Annotated in this window: 24 protein-coding genes; 18 read left to right on the top strand and 6 right to left on the bottom strand. The window is 43.7% G+C overall.

Annotated features, from left to right (window positions below):
* Window positions 1–58: 58 nt before the first annotated feature.
* The 6 genes from kynU to NAF01_RS04295 all read left to right on the top strand — a co-directional run bounded on the left by kynU (window position 59) and on the right by NAF01_RS04295 (window position 6,367).
* Window positions 59–1,327, top strand: a complete 1,269-nt coding sequence (gene kynU / locus NAF01_RS04270) for a kynureninase (RefSeq protein WP_197246898.1) — start codon at window positions 59–61, stop codon at window positions 1,325–1,327.
* On the top strand, window positions 1,324–1,953 hold the full coding sequence (gene kynB, locus NAF01_RS04275) for an arylformamidase (protein ID WP_197246896.1): 630 nt from the start codon (window positions 1,324–1,326) through the stop codon (window positions 1,951–1,953). Before kynU ends, kynB begins: the two co-directional genes overlap by 4 nt.
* A 443-nt stretch (window positions 1,954–2,396) precedes the next feature.
* Window positions 2,397–3,251 (top strand): tryptophan 2,3-dioxygenase, encoded by an 855-nt coding sequence (gene kynA, locus NAF01_RS04280; protein WP_197246894.1) that lies wholly within the window; start codon window positions 2,397–2,399, stop codon window positions 3,249–3,251.
* A gap of 80 nt (window positions 3,252–3,331) precedes the next feature.
* Window positions 3,332–4,675 carry a sodium-dependent transporter gene (locus NAF01_RS04285; RefSeq protein ID WP_197246892.1) on the top strand — a complete coding sequence of 448 codons (1,344 nt, stop codon included), beginning with the start codon at window positions 3,332–3,334 and terminating at the stop codon, window positions 4,673–4,675.
* Between the two features lie 198 nt (window positions 4,676–4,873).
* Window positions 4,874–5,713: an STAS domain-containing protein gene (locus NAF01_RS04290; protein WP_163144926.1), complete on the top strand. Its 840-nt coding sequence runs from the start codon at window positions 4,874–4,876 to the stop codon at window positions 5,711–5,713.
* Between the two features lie 66 nt (window positions 5,714–5,779).
* Entirely contained in the window at window positions 5,780–6,367 is a 588-nt protein-coding gene (locus NAF01_RS04295; RefSeq protein ID WP_163144925.1) for an SAM-dependent methyltransferase, read from the top strand.
* A 297-nt stretch (window positions 6,368–6,664) separates the two neighbouring features.
* Here NAF01_RS04295 and NAF01_RS04300 read toward each other — a convergent pair whose 3' ends face one another.
* Both NAF01_RS04300 and htpX read right to left on the bottom strand, forming a co-directional pair.
* A complete protein-coding gene (locus tag NAF01_RS04300; RefSeq protein WP_048010810.1) occupies window positions 6,665–6,898 on the bottom strand; it encodes a DUF378 domain-containing protein in 234 nt (77 codons plus the stop codon).
* A gap of 301 nt (window positions 6,899–7,199) precedes the next feature.
* Complete coding sequence (gene htpX / locus NAF01_RS04305) at window positions 7,200–8,081, bottom strand: protease HtpX (protein ID WP_048010809.1); 882 nt, start codon at window positions 8,079–8,081, stop codon at window positions 7,200–7,202.
* Between the two features lie 176 nt (window positions 8,082–8,257).
* On the opposite strand from htpX, the gene NAF01_RS04310 reads away from it, so the two are divergent.
* The 3 genes from NAF01_RS04310 to NAF01_RS04320 all read left to right on the top strand — a co-directional run bounded on the left by NAF01_RS04310 (window position 8,258) and on the right by NAF01_RS04320 (window position 9,937).
* Window positions 8,258–8,989: a DUF1836 domain-containing protein gene (locus NAF01_RS04310; RefSeq protein ID WP_250801855.1), complete on the top strand. Its 732-nt coding sequence runs from the start codon at window positions 8,258–8,260 to the stop codon at window positions 8,987–8,989.
* A 154-nt stretch (window positions 8,990–9,143) separates the two neighbouring features.
* Complete coding sequence (locus NAF01_RS04315; protein ID WP_226619517.1) at window positions 9,144–9,488, top strand: MerR family transcriptional regulator; 345 nt, start codon at window positions 9,144–9,146, stop codon at window positions 9,486–9,488.
* Window positions 9,485–9,937, top strand: coding sequence for an SRPBCC family protein (locus NAF01_RS04320; RefSeq protein WP_250801856.1), 453 nt, complete (start codon window positions 9,485–9,487; stop codon window positions 9,935–9,937). Before NAF01_RS04315 ends, NAF01_RS04320 begins: the two co-directional genes overlap by 4 nt.
* 41 nt (window positions 9,938–9,978) lie before the next feature.
* Here NAF01_RS04320 and NAF01_RS04325 read toward each other — a convergent pair whose 3' ends face one another.
* Together NAF01_RS04325 and NAF01_RS04330 are read right to left on the bottom strand one after the other, a co-directional pair.
* Window positions 9,979–11,316 carry an ABC transporter permease gene (locus NAF01_RS04325; RefSeq protein WP_250801857.1) on the bottom strand — a complete coding sequence of 446 codons (1,338 nt, stop codon included), beginning with the start codon at window positions 11,314–11,316 and terminating at the stop codon, window positions 9,979–9,981.
* Complete coding sequence (locus NAF01_RS04330) at window positions 11,313–12,002, bottom strand: ABC transporter ATP-binding protein (RefSeq protein ID WP_250801858.1); 690 nt, start codon at window positions 12,000–12,002, stop codon at window positions 11,313–11,315. Before NAF01_RS04330 ends, NAF01_RS04325 begins: the two co-directional genes overlap by 4 nt.
* 205 nt (window positions 12,003–12,207) lie before the next feature.
* On the opposite strand from NAF01_RS04330, the gene NAF01_RS04335 reads away from it, so the two are divergent.
* Complete coding sequence (locus tag NAF01_RS04335; RefSeq protein ID WP_250801859.1) at window positions 12,208–13,434, top strand: DUF819 family protein; 1,227 nt, start codon at window positions 12,208–12,210, stop codon at window positions 13,432–13,434.
* A 169-nt stretch (window positions 13,435–13,603) separates the two neighbouring features.
* On the top strand, window positions 13,604–14,911 hold the full coding sequence (locus NAF01_RS04340) for a uracil/xanthine transporter (protein ID WP_226619512.1): 1,308 nt from the start codon (window positions 13,604–13,606) through the stop codon (window positions 14,909–14,911).
* Window positions 14,912–14,940: 29 nt separating this feature from the next.
* Here the strand turns inward: NAF01_RS04340 and NAF01_RS04345 are convergent, their stop codons facing one another.
* The gene (locus NAF01_RS04345; RefSeq protein WP_250801860.1) at window positions 14,941–15,819 is read right to left on the bottom strand and encodes an aminoglycoside 6-adenylyltransferase; all 879 of its coding nucleotides are present in this window, start codon (window positions 15,817–15,819) and stop codon (window positions 14,941–14,943) included.
* Between the two features lie 40 nt (window positions 15,820–15,859).
* Window positions 15,860–16,609, bottom strand: a complete 750-nt coding sequence (locus NAF01_RS04350; RefSeq protein ID WP_250801861.1) for a FadR/GntR family transcriptional regulator — start codon at window positions 16,607–16,609, stop codon at window positions 15,860–15,862.
* A gap of 263 nt (window positions 16,610–16,872) precedes the next feature.
* Here NAF01_RS04350 and NAF01_RS04355 point away from each other — a divergent pair, with 263 nt between their 5' ends.
* The 7 genes from NAF01_RS04355 (at window position 16,873) to NAF01_RS04385 (ending at window position 23,652) form a co-directional block, all read left to right on the top strand.
* Window positions 16,873–17,940: an NAD/NADP-dependent octopine/nopaline dehydrogenase family protein gene (locus tag NAF01_RS04355; protein WP_197246871.1), complete on the top strand. Its 1,068-nt coding sequence runs from the start codon at window positions 16,873–16,875 to the stop codon at window positions 17,938–17,940.
* A 33-nt stretch (window positions 17,941–17,973) separates the two neighbouring features.
* Window positions 17,974–19,017, top strand: a complete 1,044-nt coding sequence (gene dctP / locus NAF01_RS04360) for a TRAP transporter substrate-binding protein DctP (RefSeq protein WP_197246869.1) — start codon at window positions 17,974–17,976, stop codon at window positions 19,015–19,017.
* 35 nt (window positions 19,018–19,052) lie between these two features.
* Window positions 19,053–19,367: a UxaA family hydrolase gene (locus tag NAF01_RS04365; protein WP_248348976.1), complete on the top strand. Its 315-nt coding sequence runs from the start codon at window positions 19,053–19,055 to the stop codon at window positions 19,365–19,367.
* A complete protein-coding gene (locus NAF01_RS04370) occupies window positions 19,364–20,533 on the top strand; it encodes a UxaA family hydrolase (RefSeq protein WP_197246865.1) in 1,170 nt (389 codons plus the stop codon). The genes NAF01_RS04365 and NAF01_RS04370 overlap by 4 nt, the downstream gene beginning before the upstream one ends.
* A gap of 68 nt (window positions 20,534–20,601) precedes the next feature.
* Window positions 20,602–21,132 carry a TRAP transporter small permease gene (locus NAF01_RS04375; RefSeq protein WP_197246863.1) on the top strand — a complete coding sequence of 177 codons (531 nt, stop codon included), beginning with the start codon at window positions 20,602–20,604 and terminating at the stop codon, window positions 21,130–21,132.
* Window positions 21,132–22,454 carry a TRAP transporter large permease gene (locus tag NAF01_RS04380; RefSeq protein ID WP_250801862.1) on the top strand — a complete coding sequence of 441 codons (1,323 nt, stop codon included), beginning with the start codon at window positions 21,132–21,134 and terminating at the stop codon, window positions 22,452–22,454. The genes NAF01_RS04375 and NAF01_RS04380 overlap by 1 nt, the downstream gene beginning before the upstream one ends.
* Window positions 22,455–22,491: 37 nt before the next feature.
* Window positions 22,492–23,652, top strand: coding sequence for an NAD(P)/FAD-dependent oxidoreductase (locus NAF01_RS04385; RefSeq protein ID WP_250801863.1), 1,161 nt, complete (start codon window positions 22,492–22,494; stop codon window positions 23,650–23,652).
* Window positions 23,653–23,801 lie beyond the last annotated feature (149 nt).

The following is a 23,801-nucleotide window of genomic DNA, read 5'->3' on the forward strand; positions in this document are numbered from 1 at the left end:
TGTCAATCAAACAATATAATTTTCGTAAATAATAAATATTCTGAAAGGTTGGAAATCTATGGATATTACACGAGAGTATGCAATCGGAATGGATGCTGGAGATGACCTGTCCTACCGGGAAGAGTTTTATATAAAAGAAGACGGAATTTATCTGGATGGCAATTCACTTGGACTGCTTTCAAAACGTGCGGAAAAGTCACTCCTCGAACTGCTGGATTCCTGGAAGCACCATGCTATTGACGGCTGGACAGAAGGGGACAATCCCTGGTTCTATCTTTCTGAAAAACTCGGAAAAGAATTGGCGCCAATCGTGGGAGCAAATCCGGAGGAAGTTATTGTAAGCGGTTCCACTACCGTTAACCTGCATCAGCTTGTCTCGACTTTTTATAAGCCGGAAGGAAAAAGAACGAAGATACTGGCGGATGAACTGAATTTTCCAAGCGATATTTATGCGCTGCAAAGCCAGGTTAAGCTGAAGGGCTATGATCCTGATGAGCATCTTGTCCAGGTAAAAAGCGCGGATGGCCATACGCTGAAGGAAGAAGACATTGTCGCGGCGATGACAGACGAAATCGCGCTAGTTGTCCTGCCGGGTGTTTTATACCGAAGCGGCCAGGTGCTGGATATGGAGTATCTGACTGCTGAAGCGCACAAGCGCGGGATTGGGATTGGCTTTGATCTATGCCATTCGGTTGGATCTGTCCCGCATTCCCTGAGTGATTGGGATGTGGATTTCGCGTTCTGGTGCAACTATAAGCATCTGAATGGCGGACCGGGCTCGACGGGAGGATTGTTTGTGAACAAGCGCCATTTTGGCCAGGTGCCGGGACTTACCGGCTGGTTCAGCTCCCGCAAGGATAAGCAGTTTGATATGGAACATGTGCTGTCAGCAGCAGAAGATGCGGGCGCATATCAGATCGGTACGCCGAATATCTTTAGCATGGCGCCAATTATTGGGTCACTCAGCATGTTTAATGAAGCTGGCATGGAAAGGATCCGGGAAAAATCGCTTAAACTGACTGGTTATATGATTGAGCTGATTCAGCATGAACTTGACGGACACGGATTGATCCTGCGCAACCCGCTTGATGAAAAGAAGCGCGGCGGCCATATTTACCTGGAGCACCCGGAAGCGGCGCGGATCTGCAAGGCGCTGAAGGCAGAGGGAGTCATCCCGGATTTCCGTGCGCCAAACGGAATCCGCCTGGCGCCGGTTGCTTTGTATAACACATTTGAAGAAGTGTGGAAAACGGTGCAAATTTTAAAAGGCATCATGGAAGAGGAAAAATACAAACAATATGAAAATAAGCGGGGAGTCGTAGCATGATGAAAAAAGGCTGGATTGATATTTCACAGCCGCTCACCAGCGGCATCGCCCACTGGCCCGGTGATACGCCCTTCAGCTATGAAACGGCTTTTACAAAAGAACAAACCGGCTCTGTCAATATTGGCCGGATTACGACCAGCCTGCATACCGGCACCCATGTGGATGCGCCGTTCCACTTTAATGACGAAGGCGAAAAGATATTGGACCTGGACATCGAGCTGTATATCGGGCCAGCGCGTGTGATTGATGTATCTGCCTATGAAACGGTGGATTCGGAAGTTCTGAACGGATTTAATCTCGAAGGCGTGGAACGTGTCCTGCTTAGGACGGCGGTTCCGAATAATTCGGAAGTGTTTCCGAATCGGATCCCTGAACTTACGCCAGATATGGCCGACTTCCTTGGCAGTAAAGGGGTTCGCCTGCTCGGAGTGGATGTGCCATCCGTCGATGCGCTCGACAGCAAAGAGATGGAAACACACCATGCTTTATATCGAAATGGCATTCATATTCTGGAAAATATCATGCTGGATGATGTAGAAGAAGGAAAATATGAGCTAATTGCCCTGCCTCTCCCGATAAAAGAAGGAGATGGCAGCCCGGTGCGGGCGGTTATTCGGCCGATTTAAGCGGGGAACGGCCAAAATCCTGAATTTATCGGCCAAAATCCTGTATATAACAGCCAATACGGAAATTTAACGTCCAAACTAACATTTTTAACGGCCGAACGGCCAGGTTTATCAGAAGAATGCTAAATTTCTGCCTTGCTGGAACCGCAGCAGCCAGCAGAGATAGCCTTTACCGGCCGATTTGAAGGAAATACCGGTCAAAATGGCACAATTACCGGCCAATTTCAATAAAATACCGGCCAAACTGCGGGATTTACCGGCCAAATGAAGTTCGGCCGCAACCCGCAGCAGGTATATCGGTCAAAGAAATAATTTATCGGTCAATCACATAACAATATCGGTCAGATTTTCAATATATCGGTCACTTTCCAGATATATCGGTCAGCTGCTGATATACCGGCCGAATCGAGAACGACAAGAACCCATTCCAAGGAGGAACCCACATGAGCAACGAAAAACACCAGGACGTAAACGCGACAACCTCTGAAAAGAGTATCCATACAGATTTCACCAACAACATGACATACGGCGAATACCTGCAGCTGGACAAAATCCTATCCGCGCAAAACAGGCTTTCCGGACATCATGATGAGATGCTGTTCATCGTCATCCACCAGGTGAGCGAGCTGTGGATGAAGCTGATTCTTCATGAAATGGGCGCAGCCATCGAATCGATTGAAAACAATGACTTATCCACAGCACAGAAAAGATTGGCGCGCGTTTCGAAGACGCAATCACAGATTATTCAGGCGTGGGATGTGCTGTCCACATTGACCCCGTCCGAGTATATGGAGTTCCGCGACTCGCTCGGCCAGGCATCTGGCTTCCAATCCTACCAGTATCGTATGGTAGAATTTGCGTTAGGCTACAAAACTGAGCATGTTCTAAAAATCTACCAAAAAGATCCGGAGCTGCATGCCAAGTTAACGGAAGCGTTTGAAAAGCCGGGCCTATACGATGTGGCCATCCGCGCGCTTCACAAAGCAGGCCTGCCAGTTGATGAAGACATTCTGAACAGAGATGTAACCAGAACATACAAAGAAAATGATTCTGTCCGCGCAGCCTGGATGACTGTGTATAAAAATCCTGAAAAGTACTGGGAGTTATACGAACTTGCGGAAAAACTTGTGGATATCGAAGATTGGCTCCAGCAGTGGCGCTTCCGCCATATGAAAACGGTGGAACGTATTATCGGCTTTAAGATGGGCACAGGCGGTTCATCCGGTGTAGGCTATTTGAAAAAAGTATTGGATCAGCGCTTCTTCCCAGAACTTTGGGATATCCGCACAGAGCTGTAATCCAGGATTTAAAAGGGGATCGGGGCCCGAAAGTCTTCCTAAATCGGGCCTTACATAAAAATAGAGAACAGGGGGGTACTATGAGTACAAATCGAGAGCAATGGTCATCTAAATTCGGCTTTATCATGTCCTCGGCCGGTGCCGCGATTGGCCTGGGAGCGATCTGGAAGTTCCCGTATGTGGCCGGAACGAGCGGCGGCGGTGCCTTTTTGCTGATGTTTATCGCGTTTACGATTCTGATTGGTCTTCCGATGCTTATTTCAGAATTTATTATCGGGCGCGGGGCACAAAAAGAAGCGGTGTCTGCCTATTATAAGCTGGCGCCAAACAGTCCGTGGACCATTACCGGCAAGCTGGGCGTTGTCGGCTGCTTCCTGCTGCTGAGTTTTTATTCGGTTGTTGGGGGCTGGGTGCTGATTTACACAGTCCTGTCGATTGGCGGTCAAATCATTACGCCAGGTGCAGCCTATCCGGAACTGTTTGGCATGATCACTTCCACGCCAAGCTGGACACTAATGGGACTGGCTGCTTTTCTGCTAATTAACATTGTGGTCATCACATTCGGAATCCAAAACGGGATTGAAGCTGCAAGCAAATATATGATGCCGCTATTATTCATCTTTTTTATCGTGCTTGTGGTACGCGCACTGACACTGGATGGAGCGATGGAAGGAGTCAAGTTCTTCCTGAACCCGGACTTCAGCAAAATCACAGGGGAATCGGCTCTTTATGCATTGGGACAATCATTCTTTGCACTTGCAGTCGGCTTCTCATGCATGGTCACTTACAGCTCGTATCTGGATAAAAAAGTCAGCATCCCAAATTCAGCGGGCTCTGTTGTCATCATGAACATTATTATCTCTGTTTTGGCAGGATTGGCGATTTTCCCGGTTGTGTTTGCATTCGGATTTGAACCGGCGGAAGGCCCAGGGCTTCTGTTCATGGTCCTGCCGGCTGTCTTTTCACAGATCCCATTAGGGGAAATGTTCCTGGCGATCTTCCTGCTGCTTTTCTTATTTGCCACTTTGACATCATCGTTCAGCATGCTGGAAATCATCGTATCTGCATTCATCGAGAACGGAAAGCATTCCCGGAAAAAAATCTCCTGGATTTCCGGAATTGTCATGTTTGCCGCCGGAATTCCTGCTGCGCTGTCGTTCAGCCTGCTTGGGGATTTCACCATTTTCGGGAAAAATATTTTTGATGCAACCGACTACCTTGTAAGCAACATCCTGCTTCCGCTAGGCTGCCTGCTGATTGCCCTGTTTATTTCTTTTAGAATGGACAAAGGGCTTGTCAAAGAAGAATTTCTGGTTGGCAGCGACATTTCGCAAGCCATGTACACAGTGTGGAGCATTCTGATGAAAGTGGTTGTTCCGGTTACAATTGTGGTTGTGTTTTTGAGCACACTAGGAGTTATTTAAAGAAGCGCCTATCCGGCGCTTTTTTTACTTTTTCATGAAAAATTTATATTTATGGTTTATGGGTAAAATAATAAGGGTATATAATTTTTGGATTCTGCCATAAAAATGAAGTGAACTTCAATATCGAATTCAAGAGAAGGATTTTATTCGATTTAAACGAATTGTATAATATATAAAACAAGGGGGCGTATGTTTGAAATGGAAGCAACCTACAAAGAAACAAGCGATATTGCGGGATTTATTGTTGCGAATCGTGAGAACTTTCAGCAAAAATTATTGTCAGAGGCTGTGAATGTAGCCTCTAAGATCAGTGAAATTCTGCAAAGAGGGAATATTGATCTTTTAAAAAATGCAGAAAGATTGGCTTTATATGTTGCGGAAAATAAAGAAGAAGAACTGATTGCTTTTGCCAGACAGGAAGGCGTTGCCTGGGCTGAGCATTCCCTGACGCTTTCTTTTAAACTGGAATGGGTGCAGGCGATCCGGCGGACTTTGTGGCACTTCCTGTTCCAGTATGACAAAGTTAAGGGGCAGGACAAGGCGCCTGAGGATTTTTATAATATGGAAAAAGAGGTCAATGATCATGTCGATCAATTTTTAAATAACTTCTTTATCAGCTATTCTGATTATAAAGATGAAATGCTTAAATCACAGCGCAAACTGGTGGAGCATTTGTCCGTGCCGATTATTCCGGTCAGCACGTCTGTCGCTGTACTGCCGCTGATTGGCATGATTGATTCGTACCGGATTCAGACGATTGAAGAGAAAGTTCTGATGGATATCTCATCGATTAAAATCCAGACCTTAATAATGGATCTTTCCGGAATTGCAGATATGGAAGTTGATGTTATTGTCCACTTCAAAAAGATTTTGAGCGGCATTAGGATGATGGGCTGTGATGCAGTAATTACCGGTCTTAGAGCTGAGCTTGTCCGCAAAATGATCCATGCTGGTGTTTCGTTCGAGAGCCAGGCGGAAACAAAGGGAACATTGCAGCAGACCTTACGGGAATATTTAGTGATTGAACCTAAAAAATAGTACATATAATCTGCCTGCCGCTGTCCTTATTGGAACGCGGCAGGCATTTTTTAAAAGGAGCCCAAGATGAAGGACTTTGACGACTGGCTGGATATCCAAACACACGGCGACCAAAAAGGGTTTCACAAATCCTTTCACTATCACCGCTACGAACCTACTCCTTATGAGGGCCTGGAAAAACTGTTCAGTGAATACACGCTGAAAAGCAGTGACCGCCTCGTGGACTTCGGCTGCGGAAAGGGCCGGCTTCCGTTTTACATACACCATACCTTTCGGGCTTCCGCTGCAGGTGTGGAAATGAATGATGACTTCTACCATGAGGCAATGAAAAATCTCCGGACGTACAAAGGGGAAAAAGCAGGAATCAGCTTTTATAAGATCCTGGCTCAGGAGTATGAAATCACTCCGCAGGACACTCATTTTTACTTTTTCAATCCGTTTTCGGTGCAGATTTTTATGAAAGTCGTCAATAATATACTCCGCTCAGCCGAAGGCAGCCCGCGCAAAATGGATATTATTCTGTACTACCCTTCAGAGGATTATTTATTTTATCTGGAAAACAGCACCCCATTTGAGCTGATCAAAGAGGTGGCACTTAAGGGTGATGAAAACGAGCGATTCCTGGTCTATCGTTTCAATCAAACGTTTGATTGAAAAATTCCCCTTGCCAAAAGGCTGGGGGGATTTCTTTTTATCGCAGTCTAACGGGCAGTAAGACCCCCACTTCAAGACTCAGAGGAATCAAAGGAGGATAAGTGGGGGTCAAACTGCCCGTAAAGGCCCGATTGGTGAGATACAGTGAAACTTGCCGACGCGCAGGCAGAGGCTTAGTTGAACCAATCGGGTTCGTAGTGTCGATTGATCGAAGCGCTAGCGGAGATCTTAGCGACACTAGAACGCGACTAACAATCAGTGGGGGAAAGGAAAACCCCCACTGATTGAAGTTTCACTTTATCGTACAGGCCTTGATTCAGGTTCTCTGTCATATTCGCGGCTTGGTTTAAAGAGGAGACCGAGATTGATGAGACCGGCAATTCCCACTAATCCATAGACTATTCTTGATAACATTGCATCCTGTCCTCCGAATAAGCTGGCAACTAAATCAAATTGGAAAAATCCAATCAGCCCCCAATTAATGGCTCCTATAATCGTTAGTACAAGTGCAATACGCTGGAATCCGTTCATGTTCTAGTCCTCCTTAAAATGAGTGATCATACAGCGTGCCCGCATCGGTACAAACCGTCACAGCCTTACTCCGATGCTTTTTTCTGCTATATATTAAGAAGTTACCCTTTTATTGGAGGAGAAAACAATTTTTGGAGAGTTGGAGAAATAAAAACGATTCCCGCTAAATGTGAAATTTGGGAAACGAACACTTAATTTGAGGAAAACATTCACAAAAATGAGAAAAAGCTATCCCGCAAAAGGATAGCTTTGTTTTTAATCATATGGAAATTTCCGGTTAAAGCACTTTGCGCTTATTTACTTACTTTGCACTCAGCCGTCTAATGCGCTCATCCAAATCAGGATGGGTTGAGAAAAGGGAAGCTTTGCTTCTGTTATTAATTTTCAAAGTGGAAATAGCCGTCTGTTCTTCTCCCTTGATGCGGTTGGAGTAGGCCTTCAGCATCTGCAGGGCATGTGTCATTTTGTCTTTGCCGGCCAGGTCAGCACCGCCGCGGTCCGCATGGAACTCGCGATGGCGGGAGTAGGCGAAGACGACAAGACTTCCAAGGATCGAGAAGGCGATCTGGAACACGATTACCGCGATGAAATGCACAATTGGCGCCATCTCTTCTCTGACAAAACGGGATGCCACCCACGCCGCGATTCTGGCAAGGAAGACAACGAATGTGTTGACAACCCCCTGGAGAAGGGTCATGGTGACCATGTCTCCGTTTGCAATATGTGCCACCTCATGGGCGATAACACCTTCAATGGCATCGTCGTCCATTTCCTGCAGCAGTCCAGTTGAAACTGCCACAAGCGAGCGTTTTTTCGAAGGACCTGTCGCAAAAGCGTTCACTTCAGGAGAGTGATAGATCCCGACTTCCGGCATATGTGTTAAGCCTGCCGCTCTTGAAAGGCGGTGAACTTTCTCCACGATGTCCCGTTCAGCTCCTGAAAGGGCACCGTTCGGATCCAGCACCTGGACATTCATCATTTTCTTGGCCATCCAGCGGGACATCCACAGAGAAATGAAGGAGCCAGAGAAGCCAATGACCGCACTGAATACAAGCAATGCGCCGAAATCAATGCCGCCTTGGGCATTAATGTAATTACCTCCGCCAATCAGCGAGAAAATAATGCTGATTGTCAAAAGAACAAGCACGTTCGTCAATAGAAAATAAAAAATACGTTTACCCATTTCCTCACCCTTTTTATCTATTTTGAGTTCATATGAACTTGTCATCTGACTATATAATATAATTTTTCTGTAAAAATGGCAAGTCATAACTAGGCTAAGCTGAAATAGACATTGACTGTAATCATTGAAACGATTAGGATGAAAGCATTGAATAGAGAACGCAGGGGCTGATTACCTTGGAATTATTCCAGCTATCAAGGAAAAGCATGGCTGATTTCCTGCTGTCGCTGAAGGGGGAAGGGGAGCTTTCACCCAAACAAATCCTTCAGCAGGCATGGGCAGCCGCTCATGTAAAAAAAGGAATATCAACGGAAGCTTTTCTCGATACGAAAATGCCGGCCATATTTGAAAAATTGCTGCGGGCAGATTTGCAGAGAATCGGCTTTTCCATCAATGAAATTGCCGCACTGGGGAACCAGATTGAATTCACCCATTTATCTTCTACGGCGGTACAGAATTGGGTGAAGCGGGATGTGAAGAACCTGATTGGCAGTCCTCAGATCGGCAAAAAATATTCAGTCGACCAGGCTGCCATGCTTTTTATCGTGGAGGATCTGAAAGCGACACTCGATTTCGATTCTATCCGGAAAATTCTGGATCTCCTTTTTAATGATCTCGATGACAGGTCAGACGATTTGATTGAGCCGATCCCATTTTATTCTGCTTACGCGGCTATTTTTGAAAAAGCCCATCATCATAATATATTAGGCGAAAACATGCATGATGGCATTGAGAGATGCATCAAGCAGGAAGCCTTGCAGACATTGGATAGCTTTCAGGATTTTACGGATCAGCAGAAAGACATCGTTTCGAATATTCTTGTAACGGCCTCCCTCACCGTATTATCGGCCTACTACAAGTCGATGACAAAGAAATATGTAACGGCTACCTTGTTTTTAAATGGGTAAGCATTGAAAAAAGCCTCAGCGGATCATGCCGCCAGAGGCTTTTTCTATCTCTTTCTATCTGATGTGCATTGTGATATACATAATACAAAATATTATTTAAAAAAACATTGACCATGTGGTGCACCCCACACTTTAAGATAGTAAGGAGGAAGCGATGTACAAGATTAGCGAGTTTTCGGAAATGACCGGGTTAACGAAGGAAACATTGCGATATTACGCAGAAGTAAAGCTGCTGGAACCCGCTTTTATTGACTCAAAAAACAATTACCGGTATTACGATGACGGCAGCTACTTTTTGGCTATCCTTTTAATAAAGCTAAGAAGATTAGGCTTCACCATTCAGGAAATGATTTCTGTGATGGAGGATGAATCATTCGCCAATCTGGATGCATTGCTGATGCAAAAAAGAAAGCTGATCGAGAAGCAGATGAAGGAGCTTCAAGGTCAGATAGAGGAAATCGATGCCTTTTTGGAATCGGGGAAGGAGGTAGAATCGTGATTCATTGGAAAGAAGAAATCATGATTGAAAGGAATATTGAAAAGGTGTGGAGCTTGTTTTCCGACCAGCACATAAAGAAAATCATGCCCAAGGTGGAAGAGCATACCCTGATCGAAAAAAGGGATGATGAAGCAGGGGCAAAGCGCAGGCAAACCTACAGAGAAGGCAAGCGCCTCGAAACTTATATTGTCGAAACGCTGGCTTATGAGAATTCAGATGATAAAAAGCATAAGCAAATCCATTTTGTATTGGGAAAAGCCTTTGAAATCACCCTCGCATTTACGCTGGTCAAAATCGATGAATCCCACACCAGGTTTATTTATGAAGGGGAAAATAAAGGAGTTAACTTCGTTGGAAGGGCCATGCTGAAGCTTGGCGGCGATAAAAACAACATGAAGGTGGTAGAGGAATTCCTGCAGAAGGTTCGCGAGGAAGCATTCAAGCTATAATAAAAAACCATCGCCGGCTTAAACCAGCGATGTTTTTTCTATTATACTTCCCGTCTCATTGCCTTCAGGACATCCACCTGTGTCGCGCGCTTGGCCGGACGCCAGCCGGAGAAGATGGTGACTGTCAGGCAAATCGCCACACTGATCAGAGTAAGGGACCAAGGGATATAAGAAAGCATGAGTCCCTCAGGCGGGGCTTCCTCAAATACTCTTTCCAGAACGAGCGGAAGGGCCAGGTTGACCGCATAGCTGATTCCATAAGCAACAATCGTGCCAAACAGGGCGCCTAGCAGTCCGATATAGCTGCTTTCAAGGACAAAGATCCGCTTAATCGTTTTTGGATGGGCACCGATTGCTTTCATAATGCCGATATCTGGGGCACGCTCCGTAACGGCCATCGTCATTGTATTATAAATGCCGATGGAAGCAATGATTAAAGCGATGGTTCCGATGAAGAGAAGGCCGATTTTTAGAATCGTAAAAACCATATTAATCTGCTTCATCTCATTCACGATAGAATAAACCATATAATTGTCTTCTTTCAATTTGTCATTGATCCCTGTAACAGCCTCGACATCTTTAGCATAAAGGCTGACACTATCGTATATTCGGCCGGTATCCCCGGAAGCTCCTTCCACTTCCTCCGGGCTGCCGCCAGGTGTGCCGGTGTAAGCTTCCACTTCCTTAAAAATGTCTTCGGAAATGAAGACTGTGCGGATCTGCATCCATTCTTTAGAAGGCTTTTTTGTGACCCCGGTTATGGTCAGGGGAATGGACTTTTTGATTTCCTTGCCATCCTCCATTTTGATAACTTCCATTCCAATCGTCTTTCCGACTAACTCACCCTTGTAGGCGTATTCTTCTTTTATAGTTCCATCCTCATTAAAGGCATTCTCTCCTTCTTTCGGCTCCAGAGACAGACCATCCGCAAAGGAGGAGCCAACAACGACTTCATTCTCTTTTTCCGGGAGTCTTCCTTCAGACAGCTCGAATCCTGCTTTCACTTCTTCCGGAAAATAAGCCGAAACAGCTTCTGATTGAGCGGTATAATCATCTGTTTTAAAGATTGGGCTTTGCTGCAGAGATTGCCTGCGGGTGACTGCTTTTACCCCGGTGATTTTTTGAAAATGTTTGATATCCTCATCTTTTATGCCCTGGAAATTTCCTTCGCCCATTTCCTTGCCGTGAACCTGGATTTCCGTCACAAGGCTGTCTTCCATTACATCCTGGATAATCGATTTATGAAGACCGAATCCGACCGATGCCAGCACAATCAGGAAGGTACATCCAATCGCTGTGGCTAAAATTGTCATAAACAGCCTTGTTTTATTCTTCTTCATATTTTGCCTTACAAATCGGAATTGATCTTTTACATTCATGCCAATACACCCTCCATAACCCTTCCATCTGTGATTTCAATTGTCTTATGGCCGATGGCTGCCACTTTTTCGTCGTGCGTAATAATCAGGAACGTAATGCCCAGATCACGGTTCAGCTCTTGAATGAACTGCAGCAGCTCGTTTTCTGTTTCGCTGTCCAGGCTGCCAGTCGGTTCATCCGCCAGAATGAGGGGAGGATTCACGACAAGCGCCCGGGCGATGCTGACACGCTGCTGCTGTCCGCCGGAAAGCTCACTTGGATAATGATCCTTATATTCAATGAGTCCTACACGCTTTAACGTCTCTTCCGTCTTCTGCTGTCTTTCCTTTTCGGGCATCCCCTTGAGAATGAGAGGGAGCTCGACATTCTGGTAAGCCGTCATGCTCGGAATCAGCTGAAAGCTCTGGAAAATGAATCCGAGATTCGCCAGGCGGAAATCAGCAAATTTGCCTTCGTTAAAGTCACTGACCTTCTCGCCATGTATCCACACCTCTCCTTGCTTCGGCTTAATAAAACCGCTGATGATATTTAGAAGAGTCGACTTCCCGGAACCGCTCCTGCCCACAATCGTAACAATCTCGCCTTTTTCCACTGAAAAAGAAACATTCTCCAATACAGGAATTACCGTCTTCTTTTCTTTCTTGCCAATCTCAAACGCATGGCTTAACTCTCTAACTTCTATCACGCAATAACCTTCCTTCTAAAAAAGTGTCTGCCATCTAGACGTACGAAAGGGCACTTTCGGATTCAAAAAATAATAAAATAATTTTTGGTGACAGGCACCACCCGAATTTTGTCGAATCAACCTATTCAATTTGAATATTTTGAATTTTATAAGAGATAGAGCTAATATGGTGGGGAGTGATACTGAAAAAAAGGAGGAAATGTTATTGGAGCAGTCACTTATTAAAGCCGATGATTATGTAACACTATGGGGAATTATTGTGGTCTGGGCTTCGGCAAGCATCTATCTGGAGCAGCGATACAGCTGGGCAGCAAAAATTTCAGGGGCGATTGTTGCCCTGATTGGCGCCATCATTCTATCTAACACCGGCATTATTCCGACTGTATCGCCTGTTTACGATGCAGTCTGGACTTTTATCATTCCGCTCGCTATCCCATTGCTTCTTTTTCATGTGAAGATTAAAAGAATCTGGCAGGAAAGCGGCCGGCTGCTGATTATCTTTCTGATCAGCTCCATGGGGACAGTGGCAGGGGTGATCATCAGTTTCTTTTTACTGAAAGATCATATACCTGTCCTCGATAAACTCGGAGCGATGCTCAGCGCGTCCTATATTGGCGGCGGGGTAAACTTCGCGGCCATGGCGGCAAAGTTCGAGACACCTGGAGAAATAGTATCAGCAGCAGTTGTCGCCGATAATTTAATGATGGCGATTTACTTCGTCGTTCTGATGATGGTACCGGCCATTGGTTTTTTCCGGCGCCGGTTCAAAACGCCGCATGTAGATCAGGTGGAAAGTGGCAGTATAGGAGAAGAGGGGAAGACACTTGCGGAAAGCTTTTGGAAGCGAAAGGACATTTCATTAAAGGATATCGCTTTATCCGCTGGGACGGCTTTTTTACTGGTGATTATAGCTTTTAAGATTGCTGAATTCCTGGATAAGGCTATTCCTTCCGGGGATGAAGTCTCTTTCTTTATAAATCTTGTAAATGGGCTGTTTGGAGACAAGTATCTGATGCTTACTACTCTGACATTCGTGGCTCTGGCCATGTTCCCGAGATACTTTGAGTCTATTAACGGGAGCCAGGAAATCGGAACGTTCCTGATTTATTTGTTCTTTGTCGTGATCGGCATTCCTGCATCAATCCCGCTCATAATCGAGAATGCCCCGCTGCTGCTGGTGTTTGTGTTCATCATCGTAGTAGTGAACCTGGCCGTATCATTAACTGCAGGCAAACTATTAAAATATGATCTCGAAGAAATCCTCCTGGCCAGCAATGCCAATGTCGGCGGACCAACCACAGCTGCCGCCATGGCCATCGCCAAGGGCTGGAAGGACCTGATTGGACCGATTCTCGTTGTCGGAACACTGGGCTATATCATCGGCAACTATGTCGGCACTGCGCTTGGACTATGGTTTTCCGGACTTATGTAAAAATGGAGCAGCGCCCGCAAGATTTTGCGGGCTTTTCCTATTCGCCTCCACTTTCTCCCTATTTCTACTTTTCTTCAAGATAAACCCAAAGAAATTTCTCGAAATTTGTACTATAATAATAGCTAGTTATTTTTAGAGAAACGAAATAATAGAAAGAAGTGTTGGCATCTTGGATAAACGGTTTGGTACCGTGACGATATTTTCTTCTGTTCAATGGCTATTTTTTATTTTTGCAAATACCGTGATGGTCCCGATATCAGTAGGAACCGTCTTCGGGCTTCCGGGCGAAACGATTGCGATGATGCTGAGAGCCTCGCTTATCTTTACGGGGCTGGCGACCATTTTTCAGGGCTGGAAAGGGCATCGCTATCCGCTTATGGAAGGTCATTCCGGCTTGCTGTGGGGAGTCATTCTGAACCTTGGCCTGTCCGCATCTTCCCTTGGCATGAGTTTTACAGAAATCGGAGGCGGAATTGCGACAGGGGTGATGCTCGCTTCGGGTGTCACGCTAATTCTCGCAGCATTCAACGGCATTTCACTGCTGAAGTCAATCTTCAGCCCGATGGTGATGTCCGTTTATTTGTTTCTATTAACCTTTCAGCTGATTTTCATTTTTTTTAAAGGCATGATGAAGGTCGGCGAGCAGGGCACCATTGATGTGCCGATTACGCTTTATTCCTTTGCTCTCGTCATTTTTGTGAGTTTATTAAAATTAAAAGGGAATGCCCTCATCAGTAATTTTTCTATTTTAATAGGCTTGCTGGCAGGGTGGATCGGCTATGATCTCTTGTTTGCCGGTGAAGCAGTACAGGCGACGGCATCCGGAGATGTGAGCTTTACACTCTTTCCGCTGGGACAGCCTAACCTGGAAATCGGAATTGTGGCAGTAGCCTTCTTTGCGTGTCTGATGAACCTTAGCAACACAGTCGCTTCGATCAGTTCTGGTGACCTCCTGTTTAAAAAGGAATCCGGGAAGCGCGAGTACCGCGGCTCGATTTTTATTACCTCGGTCTTCACAGTAATTGGATGCGGGTTTGGCCTTGTGCCGTATACGCCATTCACCTCATCGATCGGATTCCTGCAGAGTACCCGCGTATTGATGAGAACACCCTTCTTCATTGGGGGAGCGCTCTTAACTGTAATTGGCCTGGTCCCGCACTTGGGCTCATGGCTCGCCGGCATGCCGGTAACAGTCGGGAATGCCGTTCTGTTTGTCGCGTATCTGCAGCTGTTCGGGACTGCTTTCAATAGCTTAAGCGGAAAAGTGTTCAACTCAGATACCATCTTCCGTTTAGCGGCACCCGTCCTGATCGGCATCAGCCTGATGAATACACCGTCTGCCGTGTTCGCGGAATTCCCTGTATTGATTCAGCCATTTATCTCAAACGGGCTGCTGATGGGCGTCCTGATCTCCATTCTTTTGGAAAAAATGGTGAACTGGTCTGCGTTCGAACAGTTGGAATTAAAGAACAACTAGAAAAATCCCCTGAGCCTAGGGGATTTTTTTTAATAGATGGATTGGGCGTCTGCAGGCAGGCTGCGGATATGCTTTAAGAATCCTGTCACACGCTTATCATCTTCAAATGGGTACTCATAACAGAGTTTCTCGGCTACCTCGACCGCTGTTTTTCTGAAAAGGGAGCACATGGTAAAAAGGGCATCCCAGATGTGTTCAAATTCGGCGTCTGAGTACGTAGCCTGAAACTGTTCCCAGTCCCCGGCAGAAAGAAAATCGGGAAGATACTTGCCGGCCTTGCCTGCGCTCTTTGTAAAATCTGCTGCGATGCCGGCCTTCCATTCCAGCATGGTTATCAGCACATTGCGGTTGATCTGCTCATGCATAAACATCGCGTAAGTCAGCTCCCTGCGCCAAAGTCCTTTACTGACATTCATCGTAATCCACCAAAACTCATTGCACAGATCTGCAAACTCTCTGGCATCAGGTTTCTTGATGTGGTAATCCCGATCACTGGCTGGCGGCAGGGACCCAATCAGCCCATCCTTATCAAGAAGCAGCACACTCAGGCTGTCAGGCTCCAGCAGCTCATCTATCCTTTCAGCCGGAATCAGCGTCAGATCGATCCTGTTCCCGTCCACAAACTGCATCAGATAAGGGAAGCGGCCGTTCCCATCGGCAGGCGGCAGCACCTTCTCCTCAGGCATCTGCATCATCACCCGCTCGCCAAACACATCCACCCAGCTATGATCAAAGGTGAAGGACTCCATTTCCCTCACGATGTACACAATATCATAATCCTGAAAGATATCTTTCTTTAGATTAGAATTCGCGCGCGACCCATTAAGGATCACCGCACTAACCCGCTCATCATTCTTGGCAGTTGATAGAATCAGATTCATCATCTCGGTTTCGGTTCTTGACTTCATGTGGCCTCCTGGATCTGTTGCCCATGATATACAGCAGCACTTATTTTTTGGTAAGTGCACCCGCAATTTCTTTATCTTTATCTAAAACAAGGTTTTCTTTTACCTTTTGTTTAACAATATCTTCTTCAACAGAGGATAACATTTCAATTACTAACTCTTTAGCTGTATCAGAATCATGGTTTTTAATTGCATTGATAATATTCTTATGGGTTAAATAAGGATTTCGAATGCCGCTTTTATTTAATTTAGAAACATCCTCCTCAAATTTCTTGTACAGCTCCATAAGTATTTTGTACATAGAGAAGAGTATGTCATTATCTGCCAGCTCTGCAAGTGCGAGATGAAACATTTTATCATGATGCCAATAATCGTCCTTCTCAAATTCATTTTCCTTGAATTTTTCATTGATTTGTATTAATTCTTCCACTTCTTCATCTGTTGCCCGCTCTGCAGCCAGGTATACCAATTCTGATTCCAGGACTCTTCTTGCTTCATAAAACTGGTGCAGCTCCCAATTCCCCAGGATGAAGCTGGATAATCTTGAGTCAATCATCAATGATGGTTCTGTAGCTACATAAATTCCCTTGTCTTTTCTTTCGATAATGCCTAAACCAATTAAATGGGAATATGCCTCTCTGACAGTGGTTCTCGCCACTCCCAGCCCCTTTCCCATTTCGACCTCTCCAAGAAGACGATCACCTGGTTTGATCTCTCCGTCAAGTATCTGCTGATACAGGACTTCTACAGTTCTATCCACTAAGGTTGATTTTGATAGTTTAGGGATTTTCATATACACACCCGCTTTCGTCATTCAGATAATTCCAACTATTCTTCGTTTATCTTCTATTATTCCATTAATTTGATATTTTTACAAGAAAATTCATGTAAGTTTGTCTGACAATATTAAAAAATATTTTATTGGACAAAACAGCGATATATAGGGAAATAATAGAAGTTTCAATAAAATGAATTGATTAAATTTTCTAAAAACATGTAGACAAACAGACAATCAGAGTTTAAGATATGGTTAATCAAAAACAAGGGGGCAGATGAATGAATTTTGGAGTGATCGGAGCTGGAAATGGAGGTCAATGCATGGCAGGATATTTGTCATTGCTTGGTCATTCTGTGAAGCTTCATGATAAAGATGCTGAACTTATAAGGCAGTTGAAAGAAAGAAAACAAATCAGGTTAGAAGGTAAAGTAACAGGTGTGGCTGATTTGGATTTAATTACTTCTGAAATTCAAGAAGCGATAGCAGGCACAGAAATAATCATGGTGGTTACAACTGCAGATTCTCACTTCGATTTAGCCATTGAATTAGCCCCATATCTTCACAAGGGACAAATTGTTGTGCTTAACCCCGGACATACAGGAGGGGCACTAGAATTTTTACATACCATTCAGCAGCATGGCTGTTTTAGTCCTCCAATTATTGCAGAAACACAGGATCTATTATTCAGCTGCAGAGCAGCTAGTCCAGGAGTTATTCAAGTGTCAGGCATTAAACAGGTAATGGATATTGCCGCTCTCCCCTCAGAACAGATTACTTACACCGCAGATCTTTTTAAAGATATCTTCCCGCAATTTCGTGCTAGGCCAAACGTGCTTTTTACAAGCTTAAATAATCTTGGAGCTATGATCCATCCTGTCCCTACGTTATTGAACGCTGGCCGGATAGAGACTAATCAAAAATTTGATTATTATGGTGACGGCATAACAAAAGGAATCGCTCATGTAGTCGAGCAGATTGACCAAGAAAGATTAGCTATTGGAAAGGCATTAGGAGTCGAGCTAACTTCCATACTTAGATGGCAATATGAAGCCTATGGGGTTGAGGCTGCTTCTGTCTATGAAGCATTAACTAAGAACGCTTCCTACAAGGGAATTAAAGCACCATCAAAATTGGAAACCCGTTTTCTTACAGAAGATGTCCCATGTGGGCTCGTGCCTCTGGCTAGTTTAGGAAAACTGTTAAATATTGAAATGCCGATAACAAATGCTTTTATCGAAACTGCCAATTCTGTATTGCAGATTGACTATTGGAAGGAGGGAAGGACTTTAGAAAGACTCGGCTTTCAAAAGGAAGAGTTTAAGGAATTTATAAAGGTTATTTCTTAACACAAATAATTAATAAAAGGGGGAATTCGCAAAATGAAAAGCAGAAAAAAGGCAAGCCTAATGGCGATATTATTAGTAACTGTCTCAATGGTTTTTCTGGCAGCATGTTCAGGGGGAGAAAGCAGTACGACAGTTAATGGAGAAGAACAAATTGTGTGGAAGTTGAATCACATCAGGCCAACAGATACAAGAACCGACAAAGCCGCAAAGAAATTTGCAGCTGATGTGGAAGAGGCTACCGAAGGCAGATTAAAAATTGAAGTATATCCTAATGCAGAATTAGGAGATTATCAATTAGTGCAAGAAAGCGTTTCTATGGGGGAAATTGAAATGCAGTTGGCGTCAATGGGAACAAATGTTGATCCGACTCTGCAAATAGCGATTGCCCCGTATCTTGTTTCAAACTGGGAAGAAGCTAAGGAGATGTATAACTCAGAGGATGGATTAATCAATAAATACCTTACAGATCAGCTAAACAAACAAAATATTAAACTATTAGCAGTTTATCCACAATACTTTGGTTCAATCTTCCTGGCAAAAGAACCAAATGATCCAACCAATCCGGACTCTAAAAAGAATGTCAAAATTCGTGTGCCCGGAATGAAGTCTTTTGAGGAGTTTGGAAAAGGATTAGGATTCTCAGTGACACCTCTGCCTGCTTCTGAAATTTTCACCTCCCTGCAAACAGGTGTTATTGAAGGGACTGTAGGTGGTGGAACTGAGCTTTATTACAATGAATATCGAGAACTGGGGAAATTTGTAATGCCAATGAGAACACATTTTGAAGCACATTACCTAACTGTTAATCAGGAGATCTGGAATAAGCTATCGAAGGCCGACCAGGATTCAGTATTAAACATTGCACAAGAGTTTGAAAACAGCGCATTTAAGCAAGCAGAGGAAGAGGACAAAAAATACGATGAGTTAATAGAGGGCGAAGGAATCGAAGTATATGACTTCACCGATGAAGAAATTAAAGCCTATGCAGATAAGGTAAGGAAAGAAGTATGGCCAAAAATTGAAGACCAATATGGAGATATTTTTGATGAGGTCAAGTCAGAATTAGGCATTGATTAAAAGGGGCAAAAATATTGCATGAAAGGAGCAATGATATGAGAGCGATAAAGGTTGATAAAAATGATAATGTGGCAGTGGTCGTTCAAGATATAAAAAAAGGAGACCGTGTCAGTGTTGAAGGAATGAATATCCTTTCACTTCAAGACATCCCTGTCGGTCATAAAATGGCACTGCAGGAGATTCAAAAAGATGACATTGTAATGAAATATAATGTGCCTATTGGAAAAGCAATTTCGGATATTACTATTGGAGAACACGTTCATATTCATAATGTGGAAGATATTACAGAGGAGCTTTGTAATGAGAATAAGGAAGTTTTTATTAAGAAAGGAGAAGGAATAAATTTATGAGTATCATTCAAGCATATAAGAGAGACAACGGAAAAATAGGCATCAGGAATTATATACTCGTGATTTCAACCGTTTCATGTGTGAATACTGTCACTTCAAAGATTGCTCAAAAAACGGGTGCCATTCCGATTAATCACGAACAAGGATGTGTCGAATTTGAAGATGACCATAAAAGGACAGTCCTAGCTTTATCATCTGCAGGCAGAAATCCTAATGTGGCTGGAGTATTAGTAGTTGGTTTAGGCTGTGAACAAACATCCTCACAGCCATTAATAAGATCCATTCAGGCTAGTGGAAAGCCAGTAGAGTTTGTAAGAGTCCAAGATGAGGGAGGGTCACCTGAGGCCATTCAAAAGGGAGTTGAGCTGATAGAAAAGCTCCAAAAACAATCTGAAGAGTTGGCTCGGGAGGAATGTACGCTTGAAGGGCTAGTGGTAGGTGTCCAATGTGGAGGTTCTGACTGGACAACAGCGATATCCGGCAACACGGTTATCGGGAAGATGACTGATCTCGTGATACAAAATGGAGGGTCAGTTCTTATGTCAGAGGTTGCCGGCTTTCCTGGCAGCGAGCATATCGTGGCTGAACAAGCGGTTTCTCATCAAGTGGGATTAGACGTATTTCAAATGGTGGACGAATTGAGAGCAGATTTTGTAAAAGACCATGGCCAAACCATTGAAAAGATTAACCCGACTCCTGGGAATAAGGCTGGGGGCATCACCACTTTAGTTGAGAAATCAATGGGGAACATTAAGAAAATGGGATCTTCCCCAGTACAAGGCCTGTTAAAACTAGAGGATAAAATACCTTATCCAGGACTATGGATTGTAGATTCAAGGGTTCAGGGCCCTGATCAATTTAGTACTACAGGTTTTGGAATTTTAGGGGCGCATGTGACAGTGTTCAGTACAGGTAGAGGCACGCCAATAGGAAATGCTGTTATGCCTCTAATTAAAATAACTGGGAACCCTGTAACCTATACGAAGTTCCAAAGTATTTTAGATTTTAATGCAGGTGTTGTGTTAGAGGGAGAATCAATTGAAGAAACCGGTAAATCCTTGTACGAGTTTTTGCTGAAAGTTGCGAACGGAAAGCAAACGAAATCTGAAATAAATGAGAACTTTGAATTTGTGATCCCTAGGGAACAAAGAAGAAAAGCCATTTGAGCAATAGGGGCGCAGATATACCAGTGCCCCTATTCTGTCAGAATCAATTGATATCTGGAGGTGGATGTATGTCATTGGTTAATAAAACAAAGTTCATCGCAGACAAGCTAATTTCATTCCAGCACATCATAAGTGTAGTAATCCTTATTTCTTTACTAACCCTTATTTTTATTCAAGTATTACTCAGATATGTATTCAACCTGCCTCTTATGGGGATAGAGGAGCTGATGCTGTTTCCGACTATTTGGCTCTATATGCTTGGAGCAGCGAATGCTTCTGAAGAAAGAAGTCATATTGTAGTGGACATTGCGGATGTGTTTATTAAAAATCAAAAAGTGCTGCAGGTTATCCATTTCATCAAGTACTTGGTGTGTATGGTTATTGGGGTTATTTTAACTTTTTGGTTCTTTACCTTTTTCCAATACTCCTTACATTTGTGGAAGTATAGTCCATTGCTTTCATTACCCATGTTTTTTGCTGAATCCGCCCTTTTTATTGGCGTCTTACTAATGGCACTTTATTCGATTTCTGATTTTGTTAAGAATATGAAATCATTGCTATCAAAGAATGTTTCGAAGCAAAGGGAGGGTGTTCAATAATGTTATCTATATTTGCTCTGGATATTTTACTTCTTTTCGCTTTGCTGCTCATTGGGACACCGCTGCCCTATTGTTTTGGGGCAGCCCTGATTTTTATGGTTATCTTTGCTGGAATCCCTATTAACAGTTTAATGCTGTGGGGATTTAATCAGATGATTGGACCTGTCCTTTTAGCTGGGCCTTTGTTTATTTTAGTAGGATCGGTTATCGCTGAAAGTGGAATTGCCCCAAGATTATTAAATGCTATTAATCTCCTAATCGGAAAGGTAAAAGGAGCAATAGGGGTACTTGTTATCGTTGCATGCGGGCTGTTGGGAGCAATATCCGGAAGTTCTTTCACAGGGATTGCAGCAGTAGGGCCCATTATGATTCCGCAAATGATGGCCCAAGGATTCAGCAGGGGATATGCCACCTCATTAGTAAGTGTCTCTTCCATTTTGGGAGTGCTAATACCGCCAAGCGTACCTTTAATTATTTATGGCTGGGTTACAGGCACTTCAGTACTAGGCTCTTTTCTATCAACAGTAGGACCTGGAATTTTAGTTATGATTTTATTTTCAATTATTAATATTGTATACTCCCGCAAAACTTTAGGTACATTTGAGGAAACAGCTAGCGCACTAGAACCAAAAGTCGAGATGGACCCTGCAGAGAAAAAGAAGAATTTGAAAGTAATAATAGGGGCTATTCCAGGCTTCTTGATGCCGATCATTATTTTGGGCGGAATATATGGCGGAGTGTTTACTCCAACAGAAGCAGCCGCGGTTGCTGGTGTATTTGCCCTTTTCATAGGTATTGCCGTTTATCGGGAGATGGGTAGAGTAAAGCTTTATAAGGTCTTTAAAGAGTCATCTTCTTCCATTGGCGCCATAATGGCCATGATTTTATTTTGTTTACTGCTGGCACAAACTTATGTGCAGCTGAGGATACCTCAACAGCTCATTGAAATATTTATGGGGATTACTGAAAGTAAAGTTGTCATTCTTATACTAATTAGTATCTTTCTATTCTTTGTAGGGATGATCGTTAACGATACTACGGCAATTATTCTGTGTGCTCCTTTGCTATTGCCTCTAGTTGTATCGTATGGAATTGATCCGATTCACTTCGCATCCATTATGTGTGTAAATCTGGCGATGGGCGGTGTTACTCCTCCTTATGCAAGTGTCCTGTACTTTGGAATGAGAGTGGGGAAAGCGAACTTTAGTGAAGTATTAAAGCCAACGTTCATGTTTATCCTTCTAGGATATCTTCCAGTTTTACTATTGACCGTATTTTGGGAACCTTTATCAATGTTTCTGCCAAGATTATTTGGATATTAAAGGTGATCTAAATTAGGGAATTAAAAGGAGAGATGGGATGAAAGCAGATGTAATTGTCATTGGCGGCGGTGTCATAGGATCATCGATCACTTATCATTTAGCGCGTGACGGTGTAAAAGTAAAGCAATTGGAGAAGGGAAGTATTGCAAACCAGGGAGCTGCCTCAAGGGCATCAGCCGGGGGAATCAGGTTAAATAATCGCGATTTGCGAGAGCTTCCTTTAGCAAAAGCGAGTATCAAAAGATGGGAATCGTTAGAAGATGAACTTGAAGCTGACCTGGAATATATTCCTTCAGGTCAAGTCATGTTATATGATCATCGCTTTAGTATTGAAATACTCTGGAGACAGGCAGAAGAGGATAAAAAAAATGGAATTCCTGCCCGGATTTTAAATCAGGACGAATTAAAAGAGCTAATCCCTTTTCTGTCTTCTTTGTATGTTAAGGGTATTTTTTATCCCAGCGGTGGTCAAGCAAATCCACTGCTAACGACCATTGCCTTTTCTTCAGCTGCCCGCCGCCTTGGAGCAGAAATCGCAACAGGGGTTGAAGTTTTTTCAATTGAAACGCAAAATGGTTCGGTTACAGGTGTAAAGACCAGTTCAGGGTTTATGCCTTGTCATACAGTTATTAATGCGGCCGGTGTTTGGGCACCCGAGCTTCATGCTGCCTTAGGGCTTACCCCTTTGCAAATGAAACCTTTCTGTCATCAAATGTCGGCAACATATGGTGCACCTAAAATATTGCCCGGGCCAACAATAAGTGGAAAAGATACAAAAATATCTCTTAAACAGACAATAGATGGACGAATTAGAGCTGGAGGCGGCTATTCTGCAAAACCAGGTCCAAATCAATATAGTGGTTCCTTTAATAAAGAAGGTCTTGATGAGCAAAGAAGAACTGTACTATCTATTATTCCTGCAATCGAAGATTATGAAATAGATTTTACCTACTATGGTGCTGAGGCTCATAGTATAGATGAAATTCCAATATTAGGTCGAATACCAGAAGTATCTGGGTATTTAATAGCAGCTGGATTCAGCGGTCATGGGTTTACTATTTCACCAGCTGTTGGTCAAGTTATCTCTGATATGACCCAACATAAAATACCAGCCATCCCTATTGACGGATTATCATTAGAACGTTCATTTTCTAATGAAAACATTAGTGATGGGGCAATCAGGCATTTTCCGGGATAACCTATATTCCGATGAAGAAAGGCTGTATATTGAATGATAGGACTCCTTTTGTATGGTTTCCTCATTCGTGTCTGCAGGATGGGTGGAGTTAAGCTAGATGAAAATATAATGAGAAAAAAAGAACCCTGAAAAATAGAAATAGATCTTAT

It is taken from the genome of Cytobacillus firmus, from assembly GCF_023657595.1.
Lineage (GTDB): Bacteria > Bacillota > Bacilli > Bacillales > Cytobacillaceae > Cytobacillus > Cytobacillus firmus_B.